A 14,204-nucleotide genomic window follows, 5' to 3' on the forward strand; every position below is an offset into this window, starting at 1 on the left:
TCGGTATCGACCCCTGCGGAGTAGCTCGTCTCGTCGACGCGTTCGATCGGCTTTCGAACAGCACAACGGATGCCGGACCGGGACGGAGACAGTAAAACTGGCTCGACAGCACATCAGATCGCAATGAGTGATTCCAAACAGTTCGGACCGAAACCAGCACAGATCCTGTTAGTCGAAGATAATCCGGGAGACGTCCGACTGACCGAAGAAGCGTTCAAGCAGGGCCGTATCGAGAACGACCTTCACGTCGTGTCCGACGGCAACGAAGCGCTCGAGTTTCTCTACCAGCGTGGCGAGTACGCCGACGCGCCGCGGCCGGATCTCATCCTGCTCGATCTCAACTTGCCCCGGAAAGACGGCGAAGACGTCCTCGAGGAACTCAAAGATGATTCGGAACTGCGATCGATCCCGGTAATCGTCCTGACGAGCTCTCGGGCCGAAGAGGACGTCGTCAGATCCTATGAGCTACACGCAAACGCCTATCTCACGAAGCCGGTCGATCCGGACGAGTTTATCGAAACCGTCCGCGCATTCGAGAAGTTCTGGTTTTCCGTCGTTCGACTCCCGCCCGAGGATGAGCGCTCATGAGCGAAACGAACACACAGACTGAATCGAACGCTGATACCGAGACCTTAGCGATCCTCTTGATCGAGGACAACCCCGGTGATGCACGCCTGATCCAGGAGATGCTTCGAGGGACCGAAGAACTCGCCCAGCGTATTAGCTCTGACGAGTCGGCTGGACACGTCCCGGAGATCACCCGTGAAACCCGGCTCGAGGACGGCCTCGAGACGCTCGACTCGATGGCCGTCGACGTCGTCTTGCTCGATCTAAATCTACCCGATAGCGAGGGACTCAGGACGCTCGAGCGGGTTCATTCGGAAAGCGAGGAGACGCCAATCGTCGTCCTGACTGGCGTTCGTGACCAGCAAGTCGGCGTTCAGGCGATCCAGCGTGGTGCACAGGACTTCCTCGTCAAAGACGAGGTGACAAGCGAGTTGCTCGTGCGGACGATTCATCACGCAATCGAACGGGCCCGCCAAGAGCGCGAGCGCCGTCGACAACGCGAGCAACTGGAGGCGCTGAATCGTCTCAATCGGATCGGGCACGCGATCACACACGCCGTGATCACGACCGAGACGCGGCCAGACTTAGAACAGCGCGTCTGTGAGCGTCTTGTCGCGTCCGATGCCTACCGGTTCGCGTGGATCGGCGAGGTCAATCCGGGCAGCGATCGGATCGTGCCGAAGGCTGCGGCCGGCGTCGAAGAGGGCTACCTCGACGACGTCGAGATCAGTATCGATGAAGACGACGAAAGCGGGCAGGGGCCGGCTGGAATGGCGCTTCGAACCGAAAAAGTGCAGGTGATGAACGACGCGCAGATGGATCCCCAGTTCGAGCCGTGGCGTAAAGCGGCGCTCGAACGCGGCTACCACTCCTCGGTTGCGATCCCGATCATCTACGAAAATCTCGTCTACGGCGTGTTGAACGTCTACTCATCGTCACCGCGCGCGTTCGAGGGGGCAGAAACGACGATCCTCGCCCGGATCGGCGACGTCATCGCACACGCGATCACGGCCATCGAGCGGAAAGACGCCCTCGTCAGCGACGCTGTCATCGAACTCGAGTTCCGCGTCGATGAGATGGCCGAGCCATTGGTCGCGCTCTCGGCGGCCGAATCGTGTCTGATCGAACTCGAGCAACTCATCCGCGGCGATGAGGCGTTGCTCGCCTACGGGTCGGCACAGGGCGTCGATCAAGAGCTGTTTCGTGACGCAATCGCCGAGACTGACGGATTCAGCGAGGTTCGATTTCTCACCGTCAGACGCGACGAATTCGAGTTCGAACTCGTCGCCCCAACTGCGGTCTCGCTGTTCGAGACGATCGCGACCCATGGCGGCCGGGTTCAGTCCGCGACGATCGACGACGGCGAGTTCCGCTTCGTCGTCGAACTCCCGCGCGGCCGGGACACTCGCCAGATGATCGAACTCATCAACGAACAACGCGACGACGTCAGCTACCTCGCCCAGCGAACCAGCGAGCGTAGCGAGCACGAGGAGTCTGGGTCGTCATCGGTCCTCAAGGAGGAACTCACCGACAAACAGCGAGCGGCTCTCGAGACGGCCTACTTCGCGGGCTACTTCGACTGGCCCCGCGAGAGTACCGGCGAGGAGATCGCCGACCGACTTGGAATCGCGCCGGCGACGTTCAACCAGCACCTCCGGACGGCCGAACGGAAGTTCTTCGATTCGGTGCTGGGCGAGTAGCGCTCCACTCGGTCTCGAGGACCGAAGTCGGTCGCGCGCCTGGCGTCGAGGAACGAGAATGTGAGATCTCTCCTTCGAAGCCACTTTTCTGGTTTGATCGTCGAATTAATTCGACAACAGTACCAGATATGATTTACAACATCCCTGCGTTGGATGATGTATGGTGAAGCCAACTACGCCAGCGTACAGACGACGAACCCTCCTCAGTTCGATCGGCATCGGTACAGCAGTCGGTCTTGCAGGTTGTCTCGGTGGTGACGAGTCGGAACCCGAGGACACCGACGATGAGACTGCTGACAACGGTAACGGGGACGATACCGACGGTGATGGGGATGGCGACCTAGAACTCGAGGAAGCGGCGAGTTTTCCGGACGACCAGGAGTGTGCGGTGTGTAGTATGACTGCTGCCGACCACCCAGACTGGAACGCACAGGCGGTCCACGCCGACGGCCACCGAGAGTACTTTTGCTCGTCGGGCTGTCTGGCTGCCTACTACGCCGCACCCGAGGAGTTCGGCGGCCCCGACAGCGAGATCGAAGGCGTCTGGGTCACCGACTTCGAGACAGGGGAGTTGATCGACGGGACGGACGCGTCGTTCGTGCGCGTGACCGATCCCGATCACGTCGACGACATCATGATGCGGAATCCGACGCCGTTTGCCGACCGCGCAGACGCCGAGGCGTTCGTCGACGAGTTCGACGCCTACGACGAGGACGACATCATCACCCTCGAGGAGTTCGACATGGAACTGGCAGAACTGTATCGGAGTCAGTTCTTCGGCGACGACGATGGCCACGGTCACAACCACAATCTGAGTGCCGTCTAGCCCACCAGCTACCGAGTGAAAGGATCTCAAATGGTCGATGACAGCGGTATGGTGATTCCGGCTCTCGCTGAGCCGTTCGATGCTCGGTCACTCGAGACGTGGGATTTCCAGTTCTCGCTCTTTTCGTTCGGTGACTGGTTGGCACCCTCTCTGGCTCCGGTCCTCGTCGGTGTGATCGTCCTCGCCGTGTTGGGGACAATGATACTCTTTATCATTGGACTGTTCGGATACCTGCAACGACAGACCATGCAGTATCTCGTGTTGATGGTCGTCCTCGGTACGCTCGTAGCCCGATCGATCGTCGGCATGGGCACCGTGTTGGGTCTCGTACCGATGACCGCACATCATCTCATTGAACACAGTTCCGACGTGTTTATCGCGACGTTGTTGCTCTCGCTGATCTTCTGGTACGGGCCAGTTGGGAGGGGGATCGAGAGATCATCGGAGTAAGGCCACAGTCGGTGGTCAGGCCTTTGGGTGTGGACTGAACTCATCCTCACGATAGACGATTGCACCAGACGCTACTTGGGGACCTGCTCCATACCGTCCACCAATGACCCAACGCAGCGTTTCTGGGGGCGGGGCCACGGCCGAGCCGACCGCTGCTGTGGCTGTTCGACGGAACTGGGTGGGACCGACGCAACCGGAGTCGTGGCGTCAAGTCCACTGGAGGGTACTCGATATCGACGACGCGAACTGGTTGATTTCGGCGACCGGTAGCCCTGCGTTCGACCAATGAGTGATCGCTCCCTGACCTCGGCGCTCGAGCCCGTTTTACTCCAACAGTGTTACGACCCGTCGCTCGATCCGGCGGTGAGCGAGCCGGTGGGTCTGGCCGTCTTCGGGCTGATCGGGCTGCTCGGCGGTGCCCACTGTCTCGGAATGTGTGGGCCACTCGTGACGACGTACTCGGACCGACTGCGAGCACAAAACGACACCTCGACGAGGCGAAACGAGGTGACACTCGGCATGGTTCGCCAACATGCGCTGTTCAATCTCGGCCGAGCGGGGAGCTACGCCGTCCTCGGCGCAATATTCGGGCTCGCCGGCTCGGTCGTCTTCGTCACGCCACAAACGGTGACAGCGGTCGCCACCGACGTCCACGCAATCGCCGGCATCGTCGTCGGGACGATAATCATCGCGATGGGCCTCCACTACCTGTTGGGCCGCGGCTTACTCGGTGGGGCGGTCAGTATCCCATTTCTCGAGCCCGTGCTCAACCGCGTCCACGGATGGCTGATCGCCCACGTCGACTCGTGGGTCGGCAACACCCGGATCGCCGGGCTTGGGGCGGCCCACGGGTTGTTGCCCTGTCCGCTGCTGTACCCGGCGTTTCTGTACGCGTTCGTACAGGGCTCCCCGCGTGGGGGCTTTCTCGCGCTGGCCGCGCTCGGCCTCGGGACCGTGCCGTCGATGTTCATTTATGGCACCCTCTTCCAGTCACTCAGCGTCGAAACCAGAATCAAGCTCCACCGCGTTCTCGGGATCGCGTTCCTCGCGCTTGGCTACATTCCGCTCCAACACGGCCTCGCAACGCTCGGGATCTTTCTGCCCGCGATTCCGCTCCCACATTACCAGCCGCTGTGAGCGCTCGAGTGACTACGGAAGTCGAGCACTTCGGTAGATTCTCGCGGTATCCGTATCGACGTCCGAGAGGGTGATGATATCGTCTTCGTCGAGATCGTCGTACCGTTCGACGTACTCGAGTGCGGTCGACCGATCGTCGTACGGGCGCGGATCGATTCGCATCGGGTCGTCGGCACGCTGTTCGTTGTGTTCTAAGACGTAGACGGCGTCGTAGCCGTCGATGAGCCGCTGCATCTCGAACTCGGTGACCCAGACGCCGACGATCTCGGCTTCGGAACCGCCGAAATGGGTTGGTTCAGCGTAGTACGCAAACATACACCCGGGGCTACAGCACATCATGCCGACGCCGTCTTCGTGGGCGACCTGACAGTTCCGTTCGGGGTAATCGGTCACGGTCATCGAACAGACGCCACACATTTGATCGTCGCTGAACTCCTTTGGCTCGTCGACCGGGTGCTCGACGGTGAAATCGAAGCCCCTGTCCGGGTCAGCGACGTTCGGATCGGTCCCGTCGTCGCCGGAACAGCCTGCGAGTCCGCCCGTAACACCGACACCAAGTGCGGCGAGTAGCTGGCGACGGCTTCGTGGAGAGCCGTTCGACCCCATCATTTTCCGCTCAACTCACGCTCCGAGACTGTCAATCAGTTCCCGCGACACCGACTCGTGATCAAACCGCTCACCGCCGTACTCGTCGGCAAACGAGTCGGCGTCCTCACCCGACGTAAAGCCAATGAGTGACTCACCCATCGCACCGAAGACGTCGCTGTCGACGACGAACTCGAGGTCGGTCGCCGGGGCGTGAGCCTCGGCCTCGAGGTGGGCGCTAATGAACTCGATGCCCTGTTCGTCGGTGATTGTCCAGTCGACCGACGAGTAGTCGGTCAGGTACAACACGGTCGGTTCGTGGCCGGCCTCGAGCTGTTCGAAGTAGTACTCGTAGGCACAGGCGCTGCTGCAGTAGTGGACGACGCCGTCCTCGATACCGCGAAGGGTGTCGTCGTCGTAGAACGCGTGTCCAGACGGGCCGGGATGGTTCTCGATCACCATGTTACAGACGGCACAGTCGTGGTCACTCTCGATCGAAATCGGGTCGGGGACGTCGGTTTCGTCGTTGCCGCTACCGAAACAGCCGGCGACGACGACGGTGCCCGCGACGCCAGCCGATTGGAGGAACCGTCGCCGGGGGATGTCGGTCGTCGCGTTCGCCCAGCGGTCTGGTCGTTCCATGGTCGCGATTCGAACGCCGACACATTAGCGAATCTGGTACGATTGCCGTATCGAACCCTCCAAATGCTTCGATAACCGAACCAGATCCCCTATTGTTGGGTGTCACCCACGAACTGGTATGGCCGAGACCACGCGGTATCTCTTGCTCTCGCTTGCACTCGGCGTGGTGCTGGTCGGCGGTGTCGGGCTCTTCGTCGTCGATACCGGGTCGACGTCTCCTGATCCGGTCCTGTTCGAGGACACAGTCAAAATGGGCGTCACCTTGGAGAACGACCCCGACGCTGACGAGATCGAGATCCCGAAAGCGCAGGTGTTCTACTCCCAGTACGAGTACGTCGTCGGCTATCAGGGCCTCGAGCGGTTCGTCGACGACCGCCAGCAACCGGGCCACCAGGAACGGTTCGGGTATCCGATCACCGTCTACGTCTCCGATTTCAGCGAGACGACTGTCGAACTGACCGAAGACGGCTATCCGACTGCCGACGGACGGCTCGGCTGGACCGACGCCGAATCTGCCGCCTTCGTCGTCGGCAGTGACGCGGCTACACCCGCCGGCGAGACAGTCATGCCGTTTTCCGACCGGGACGACGCCGAGGCGTTCACAGCGGCCCACGGCGGCGAGGTGCTCTCCTGGGAGCAACTCCTCGAGTCGGACTTCGAGATCGATGACGCCGGGACCATCCGGGACCGCGTCGACGACCGCCATGCTCGTGCTGACGACCAGGTCGCGGCCTCGAGAGCCCTAGTCGATCGCCCCGAGGACGTCGTCGTCGGCGAGGACGCAGCCACGATTCAGGACGCAATCGATGCCGCGCCGGCGAACACGACGGTCGTCGTCCCCGAGGGAACCTACGAGGAACACGTTGAGATCGGCAAACCGATCACGCTCGCTGGCGAGGGGAACGCGACGATTCGGGGTGACGGAACTGGGACTGTCGTCGCCGTCAGCGCTGATCGGGCCGCCGTCACGGACCTCGAGATTACTGGTGTCGGAAACGCGACCAGTCCTACGGATCAAGAGACGACCGCAGACGGCAGCGAAGGCGTCCTCGAGATGGCTTACGGACGGGGCGACGCCGGTATCGAGGTCGACAGCGCGAACGAAACGCTGATCGAGAACGTGGTGATCGAGACGCCAGCCAATGGGGTTTTGCTCCGGGACAGTCCGGCGGCCGTCGTCCGAAACGCCTCCGTCTACGGTAGCGACTACTGGAGTGACGGCTACATGGGCGTCATGACGATGCGCTCACCCGACGGCGTCATCGAAGACTCACGGTTCGTCGACGGTCGGGATGGCATCTACACCCACCGATCACATGGCCTCGTCTACCGGAACAACACGCTCGATCGAAACCGAATCGGCGTCCACCTGATGTACACCTCGAACGTGTTGATCGCCGACAACCGGATCAGAAACGCGGGCTCGACCGGGATCGACGTCATGACCAACCCCGAACACAACGCCATCGTCGGCAACGAGATCCAGCACACGTCTCGAGGCCTCCTGATGGCGGGGTCGCGATCGTACGTCGCGGACAATCTCATCACCGATACGGACGTCGGGGTCGCGGCCGGTGCGGGCAACTCGATCTACGAGGACAACGTCATCGCCGGCAACGTCGACGGGATGCAGGCGAACCACCTCCTGCCGACAAATCAGGTCGTCGGCAACGACTTCGTCGGCAACTACCGCCACGCGACCGCGCGAGTGGGTGTCCTCCGAATCTGGACGGAAAACGGCGCGGGCAACTACTGGCACGGCGCGGTTGGACAGCCCGACGGAGCGGTCCTCCACCGGTCGTACTCGCCGACCGACCCCGTCGACGAACGGCTCCACCGCGTCGGCGGGACGCCCACACTCGCACAGGCACCCGCATCCAACGCCCTCGCCGCGCTGGAAGGCTCGGTCTCCGGGATGCGAACGCAGAGTATCATCGACACGGCCCCGCTCTGTGCACCATCGAATCCGGACTTGCTCGAGCGAACCGAGTGGGAGGCGCCCGAGCGCGAGTGTGGTGAATCGGCCGCAGAATAAGCGGGTGTCGCGAGGTCAGGCCCCGCGCGGTTCGGCTGCCGACGGACTTTCCTTCTCGAGCGAGCGGTTCGCGGCAGCGACGACGCCCATCGAGATACCGGTCGTCAGGAGGCTGATGCCGACGAGCAGGCCGATTGCCCACGCCGCACTGGCCGGGAAGCCGACCCAGAGCAACCCCGCGAGGAGCAACGAGAGGACGCCACTGACGGCGACCGCTGCACGGCCGGGGCGGTCGGTCATTCGAGTCGCCATCCACAGCTCTGCGACGCCGTCGACGAGCAGGTAGCCGACGAGCAAGAGCGTCAGACTCGCGAGTGCAACGACGGGATTGACGATCAAGAGGAGGCCGGCAACGATCGATACGATGGCAAGCGAGAGCTGCCAAAGTGAGCCGGACCAGCCACGGACGGTGAACGCGTGAGCCGCGTGGACGATCCCGCCGAGGACGAGGAGCACACCAAGACCGAGCGTGATCGAGATACCCGTCGCGAACGGGAACACGATCGCGAAGAGACCGATCAGTCCGAGGACACCACCGGCGATCGCGAGCGTCTGCCAGCTCTGTTTCTGGGGGTATTCATCGGCTGGGCTGTTTTCTGTTGTAACTGAACTCATTATTTGTCACCATTTACAAGGACGCAGTGTACGTATATAATAATAGTTTATATATTGACAGTAGTTCAGAACAATCGACCAGTCACGGGACGGGACGAAACCGGCAGGATACATCCTCGAGTCCGTCGTCAACGGCCGCGAGGATGGTCGAAACAGTTCGATTACTGGTTACAATAGTCGCCGGACTCGTCCGGAGAGGTTTTTTGCCAGCACCCGTCCCGAAAACGAGAGTGTGCGCCGCTGGTCTCGATAGTGGAACTCACCCAACTGCTCGTCGGGAACGGTTCGTGGCTCGAACGTTGGATCCTGCAAGTTCGTGATCCCCTCGGTCAGCAGCGTAATCTGGAGTGCCATGAGCCGATCGAAGACGTCCCAGAGGGTGTCACATCCCTCGAGTGAGACCTCGTCGTATGCGACAATTTCGCCGCCGTCGATCGATTCGTCCAGTCGCTGTAACGTCGCGCCGGCGCGGTCCCGCCCGTCGTGAAAGATGGCCGGGGGGCCCATGCCACGATACGTCCGGATATCTGCAGGATGGAAACTCAAGACGCCATATTTCGGGGCGGTCAGAACCGCTCCACGAACGAGCCCGAACCCGAAGCGGATCGCGACATCGCAGTCCGCCTCGAGTCGGTCGACGACATTGGCTGGGAACTCGGTCCACCCGTTTTTTGTCCGCGCCGCACACGGTACGTACTCGGCGTCGGCGAGACTGTCGATGGTCTCGACCGTGTGTCGATGCCAGAGTTGCTGGTCGTCGCCAAGCAACCGACCGAGATTGCGTTCAGCGAGGACGAGTGCCCACGCTCGTTCGCGTCGAACGACGTCGACGAACTGCATTGCCTCGTCGAGACCGGGCCGTGTTTTTGTGTTCCAGGACTCGGCCTCGGACTCCGTGTCGGCCGCGTTGTGTACGACCAGCGTCACGGTGACATCGGTCTCGTCCTGTAACCGTTCGATGGCGCGCACCTGCCATCCGTACAGAAACGGTTCAGTCAGAACACCAACCGTCGCTGGCTTGGCCTCGGACATGCCCACACGGATCGGACTGTACACCATAGTTACCGTCCGCATTCAGCGTGGATATCCAGCAAAATCGATACGCTACAGGCTGCCTACAGCAGGTGTTTCGACAATACAAGTCGGTCCGTCAACTATACTGTCTCTCCGGTTGTTCGTTCTTCGACACACCTGTGACCGAGAACACCGGCGAAAACCAAACGCACCGTGAATGCGAATACTGTGGCGAATCTGTCCCGGCAGCGATCTACCACGAACACCTGCTCAAAGCCTGTCCGGGCAAGTGAGACGCCACGTAGCGACGTCGACTCGCGCTGTCGTTACTTCTCTTCGACGTGGCGGATCTCACAGGCGATGCCGCGCGTACTCGATTGCATCTCGCGGCCGAACATCTCCGCGCGGCCAACGCCGAAGGCCTTCGGACCTTCGACGATCACTTCATCACCGACACGAATCTCCTCGTCAGCGTCGACGACGCCCGGTGCGAGCACGCTGCCGTGGGGAACGAAGCCGTCGATTTCGACTCGCTTGGTCGGGGCGTCGCTGTCAACCCACCGTTTCGCCCCCTCGAGCGTGAACGAAAGCGTCCCGTACTGGGGCACCATCGTGGCGAGCTGGGTGTCCTCGCGGTCGCGAACCTGGATCTTCGGGTAGCGACTCGTCGTCTGGATGTCGGTAAAGAGGTCATCACCCGCGCCGTCGCCGAGCAGGTAGTCCGCGATCGCGCGAACGGTGTTGTGTTCGCGTTCGCGCTTGGCGTACTTCAGTTCGCCCGACAACGCCGCCGAGAGGTTCGCAAGCGACTCGTCGTCGGTCGGGTGGCCACCCTCGGGAACAGTGTAGATAATCTCGAGGTCCAGTGCCTCCTCGACGCGCTCGACGATGTCGCGGTAGCCCTCGTCGGGGACGTGGGCGATAATCTTCGGGTACTCGTTGCGTTCTAGATAGCGCTCGAGGACCGAACTCACGAACCCTTTCTCGTCTTCGGACCAGCGGCCCGTGACGACGGTGTCGTACTGTTGGGCCGGATAGGTCGTCTCGAGTTCCTGTGGGACGACGCCGATCGGACTCGTCATCGAGACCAGGTGGCCACGCCACTGGACGGCGTCGTGGAACTGGCGGTGGCTCTGGGACTCGCTGTAGGGTTTCGTCGCCGAGCAGGGGACCAACACGAGCGGGTTCGAAAACCGGTTGCGATAGCGGGTCGTCACACGGTCGGCGAAGCGCTGGATCTCCACTCGACGAATGGTGTCCTCGGTCGCTGCGTTGATCTGGGCATCCCGGAGGATCGGCGTGCGCTCCTCGAGATACCCCCACTGGGAGTCGAGTTCGCGCATGGCGGCGGTGAGCCACTGGTCGTGACGGGCCTGCCCTTCCACGTAATCCCGGAGGCGGCCGTCACGGATGCGCCGACGGACGATGCCGAGTTCCGCTTCGAGGGCGTTGACGTTGTGTTCGGCACAGTCCTTGCGGGTGAACTCTTCTCGGGGCTGCTGGCAGGCCGGACACGAACAGGGGAGGTCCTCGAGGTCCTCGAGGAAGTAGGCCTCGTCGGTCGTCAGATAGCGGCCCTCCATCCCCTTGACGACGGCCGCGGTCTCGTCGAAGCAGTCGACGCCGGCGTAGGCGAGCACGGCGACGTTGCGCGGCGTCGCGACGCCGGAAAACAGCAGTGCAGTGTCGGCGGGAATCGCCTTGCGGGTGTTGACGACGGCCTCGACGAGCGCTGCGCCGTGGCCCGTGATCGACTGCACATCAGAGACGGCGTAGGCGTCCGTGCCGTGGTCTGTGGCGTGTTCGCTCGAGACGACGGCGACGCTCGGGTAGTCGACGTCGGGGTAGTCGACGGCGAACGACTCCTGGACCTCCGGGGCCGTGCCGCCGGGAAACGCTCGGTGAGGGAGGACGGTCAGCGTCGACTCGTCGCCCTCCGGAACGTCCCGGTCGGCGCTCCAGAGCGACCCCGCATCCTCGAGGACGTCGTCGACGAGTGCGGGCGTCGTGCGGGGCGACTCGAGGCGGAGTTCGCCCACGCGCGCGGCCCCGTCGCGAGCGTGTACTTCGAAGTAGTCGGTCATACCCGATATGACCGGGGAGCGCGAAAGAGACTGTCGATAGCGAGCGAGCGCGAGCAAGCGCTGGCGACGGCTTCGAGAGCTAAACCAGACCGCATACCACACCCGAACTCTGAGTGTTCGTATGGTCGCGATTTCACGGACGGGATGGCTGGTCGTCGCCATCGCCATCGTCCTGTTCGGGTCTGGCGCGCTCTTTGCCGCCGATGTCGGGACCTCCTCGCCCGATCCGGTCGAGTTCGATGACACCGTCCAAGTCGGCCTCTCGCTCGAGGAGCAGTTTGCACTCGAGGACGACGTCAAACTCCCACGAGCACAGGTATTTTACTCCAAGTATTCCTACGTCGTCGGCTACCAGGGCGTCGAGCGGTTCGTCGACGAACGCGCACAGTCGACCCACACCGAACGCTTCGGCTATCCGCTCGCGGTGTACGTCTCCGACTACAGCGCCGTCGACGTCTCCCTGACGGATGACGGCTATCCAGTCGCCGACGAAACGCCACCGTGGATCGACGCGGAGTCGGCCTGGTTCGTCGCCGGCAGCGATGCACGCTCGCCGGCCGGGGAGACGGTCGTGGCCTTCTCCGATCGGGACGATGCCGAGGCGTTCGCGGAGACCCACGGCGGTGAGGTCCTCGCCTGGGACGACGTCCTCGAGGCCGAGTTCGACGTCGACGATGCCGAGGTCGTCCGCGATCGACTCGACGATCGACTGGCTGAGGCCGACGAGACGGGCGAACGGGCCGAGACGCTCAGGGACCGTCCCGTCTCGACCGTCGTCGGCGAGGACACAGAAACCATTCAGGCAGCCGTCGACGCCGCGCCGGCGAACACGACCGTCGTCGTCCCGGCGGGACGCTACGACGAACGGGTCGAGATCGACAAACCGCTCACGCTCGCCGGTGAGGGGGACGCGACGATCGCCGGCCCTGGCTGGGGAACCGTTGTGACGGCGACGGCCGATCGGACCGCAGTCACCGGTTTCGATATCACCGGCGTCGGCGACGAAACGGCCGGAACCGATACGGTTCCGGATCACGGCCCCGAAGATCGGGAAGACCGAGGTGAGGGCTGGGACGAGGAACTGACCGACCACTACGCCGGCGGGGATGCTGGCGTCGCCATCGTCGGTGGGGCCGAGGGATTGGTCGCCGACGTCATCATCCGGACGCCCTCGAACGGCGTGTTGCTCCACGAAAGTCCGGATACCGTCGTCCGGAATGTCACCGTCGACGGCGCCGAAATTTCGCGCGAGGGGCGGGCGGGTGTCAACGCGATTCACTCGGCGGCAGTCATTGAAGACTCCACGATCCGCGACGGCCGTGATGGGATCTATACCCACGAATCCCAGGATATCGTTATCCGGAACAACACCATCGTTGGGAACCGCCTTGGTGTCCACCTGATGCACACCTCCGACGCGGTGATCGCCGGCAATGAGTTCCGCGAGCAGGATACCACCGGGATCTACGTCATGACCGGTCCCGAACGGATTGCGATCGTCAACAATACGATCCGAGACACTGAGACGGGCATTATCCCGGATAGCGACGACTCGTATATCGCCTCGAACGTCGTCGAAGGGACTCGTATCGGCATCCAGCAGAACACGGCTGCTTCGGTGATTGAACACAACGTCATCGCCGGCAACGCCGTGGGTATCGATGAACGGTCGGTGTTGCCGACGAATCGGATCGTCCGAAACGATTTCGTGGGCAACCGCGATCACGTCACCTCCTCGAACGGCCCCCTTCGAATCTGGAGTCAGGACGGCGTCGGCAACTACTGGCAGGGCGCGACGACACTTTCCGACACCGGCGAGCGCCCGCCGGCATACTCGCCGACCGATTCGGTCCACGAACGCCTGCACCTGACCGATGGCACCGCGATGCTCGCCCGTGCGCCGGCACTCGAGGCCGTCTCCGGCTTCGAGGGCATGGTCCCCGGCCTGCGAACCGGCGCAGTAACCGATTCAGCGCCGACCTGCGAGCCGAACAATCCGGAGCGACTCGAGCGCACGGCGTGGGCTGACCAGGCCTGGACCTGCGAATAGATGGCGAGATAGCCTATATCGCTTTGTGGGTTTTATACGGTCTGCTGTACCGATTTGCCACCGCTCACCAGAGGAGGGAGTCGGTGATCGGCGGTAAGTGACTACAGCAGTCCGTCTTAGACCCGATCGAGAAAGGTTGCTGTCGCGGACGTGTGGCCGCGGTTAAACGAGAGGACCTTGATTTCGATGACGTCGCCCACGTCGAGGCTGGCGGGAAGCGCTTCGACGAAGACGACGAAGCCTTCGATCTTGCACAGCGCCTGTTGCTCTCCGGAGTGGTGTTCGGTAAACTCCTGGATGGCGACCTGTCTGACGTCGCCGAGCTCGACCGGTGGCTCGCGCTGTTGGGCCTCCTTGTGGCGCTCGTATGAGGCCTGCGCTGCCGGCGATCGTGTCCCGCCTCGGAACCGCTTGAGCAGCCACGAGCCGAACAAGACGATGACGAGTATCCCGAGCAACAGCGACGTTACCCCAAGCATACTCGAATCAGATGTCGCCC

General features: G+C 62.5%; 13 protein-coding genes. 7 read left to right on the forward strand and 6 right to left on the reverse strand.

All coding sequences use genetic code 11. The features are described from left to right. The first annotated feature begins 123 nt into the window (after window positions 1-123). The 5 genes from BW940_RS03635 (at window position 124) to BW940_RS03655 (ending at window position 4,680) form a co-directional block, all read left to right on the forward strand. Window positions 124-588 carry a response regulator gene (locus BW940_RS03635; protein WP_076608115.1) on the forward strand — a complete coding sequence of 155 codons (465 nt, stop codon included), beginning with the start codon at window positions 124-126 and terminating at the stop codon, window positions 586-588. Beyond that, entirely contained in the window at window positions 585-2,267 is a 1,683-nt protein-coding gene (locus BW940_RS03640; protein ID WP_076607833.1) for a bacterio-opsin activator domain-containing protein, read from the forward strand. Before BW940_RS03635 ends, BW940_RS03640 begins: the two co-directional genes overlap by 4 nt. 160 nt (window positions 2,268-2,427) lie before the next feature. Continuing rightward, entirely contained in the window at window positions 2,428-3,093 is a 666-nt protein-coding gene (locus tag BW940_RS03645) for a nitrous oxide reductase accessory protein NosL (protein WP_076607834.1), read from the forward strand. Window positions 3,094-3,141: 48 nt separating this feature from the next. After that, window positions 3,142-3,543: a DUF7471 family protein gene (locus BW940_RS03650; protein ID WP_235847767.1), complete on the forward strand. Its 402-nt coding sequence runs from the start codon at window positions 3,142-3,144 to the stop codon at window positions 3,541-3,543. A gap of 285 nt (window positions 3,544-3,828) precedes the next feature. After that, complete coding sequence (locus BW940_RS03655) at window positions 3,829-4,680, forward strand: sulfite exporter TauE/SafE family protein (RefSeq protein WP_076607835.1); 852 nt, start codon at window positions 3,829-3,831, stop codon at window positions 4,678-4,680. A 12-nt stretch (window positions 4,681-4,692) separates the two neighbouring features. Here the strand turns inward: BW940_RS03655 and BW940_RS03660 are convergent, their stop codons facing one another. After that, window positions 4,693-5,289, reverse strand: a complete 597-nt coding sequence (locus BW940_RS03660; RefSeq protein WP_076607836.1) for a nitrous oxide reductase accessory protein NosL — start codon at window positions 5,287-5,289, stop codon at window positions 4,693-4,695. A 12-nt stretch (window positions 5,290-5,301) separates the two neighbouring features. Continuing rightward, window positions 5,302-5,907 carry a nitrous oxide reductase accessory protein NosL gene (locus BW940_RS03665; protein ID WP_076607837.1) on the reverse strand — a complete coding sequence of 202 codons (606 nt, stop codon included), beginning with the start codon at window positions 5,905-5,907 and terminating at the stop codon, window positions 5,302-5,304. Between the two features lie 118 nt (window positions 5,908-6,025). On the opposite strand from BW940_RS03665, the gene BW940_RS03670 reads away from it, so the two are divergent. After that, window positions 6,026-7,942 (forward strand): NosD domain-containing protein, encoded by a 1,917-nt coding sequence (locus tag BW940_RS03670; RefSeq protein ID WP_076607838.1) that lies wholly within the window; start codon window positions 6,026-6,028, stop codon window positions 7,940-7,942. 15 nt (window positions 7,943-7,957) lie between these two features. On the opposite strand, the gene BW940_RS03675 is transcribed toward BW940_RS03670, so the two are convergent. The 3 genes from BW940_RS03675 to arcS all read right to left on the reverse strand — a co-directional run bounded on the left by BW940_RS03675 (window position 7,958) and on the right by arcS (window position 11,655). Next, complete coding sequence (locus tag BW940_RS03675; protein ID WP_076607839.1) at window positions 7,958-8,557, reverse strand: HdeD family acid-resistance protein; 600 nt, start codon at window positions 8,555-8,557, stop codon at window positions 7,958-7,960. 168 nt (window positions 8,558-8,725) lie between these two features. Next, window positions 8,726-9,589 (reverse strand): formyltransferase family protein, encoded by an 864-nt coding sequence (locus BW940_RS03680; protein WP_076607840.1) that lies wholly within the window; start codon window positions 9,587-9,589, stop codon window positions 8,726-8,728. A 308-nt stretch (window positions 9,590-9,897) separates the two neighbouring features. After that, window positions 9,898-11,655: an archaeosine synthase subunit alpha gene (gene arcS, locus BW940_RS03685; RefSeq protein WP_076607841.1), complete on the reverse strand. Its 1,758-nt coding sequence runs from the start codon at window positions 11,653-11,655 to the stop codon at window positions 9,898-9,900. Window positions 11,656-11,776: 121 nt separating this feature from the next. Between arcS and BW940_RS03690 the strand changes: the two genes are divergently transcribed. Further along, window positions 11,777-13,705, forward strand: coding sequence for a NosD domain-containing protein (locus tag BW940_RS03690; protein ID WP_076607842.1), 1,929 nt, complete (start codon window positions 11,777-11,779; stop codon window positions 13,703-13,705). Window positions 13,706-13,821: 116 nt separating this feature from the next. Here the strand turns inward: BW940_RS03690 and BW940_RS03695 are convergent, their stop codons facing one another. Beyond that, complete coding sequence (locus tag BW940_RS03695; RefSeq protein WP_076607843.1) at window positions 13,822-14,184, reverse strand: TRAM domain-containing protein; 363 nt, start codon at window positions 14,182-14,184, stop codon at window positions 13,822-13,824. Window positions 14,185-14,204 lie beyond the last annotated feature (20 nt).

The organism is Natronorubrum thiooxidans (assembly GCF_900156475.1).
In the GTDB taxonomy this organism is placed as follows: domain Archaea; phylum Halobacteriota; class Halobacteria; order Halobacteriales; family Natrialbaceae; genus Natronorubrum; species Natronorubrum thiooxidans.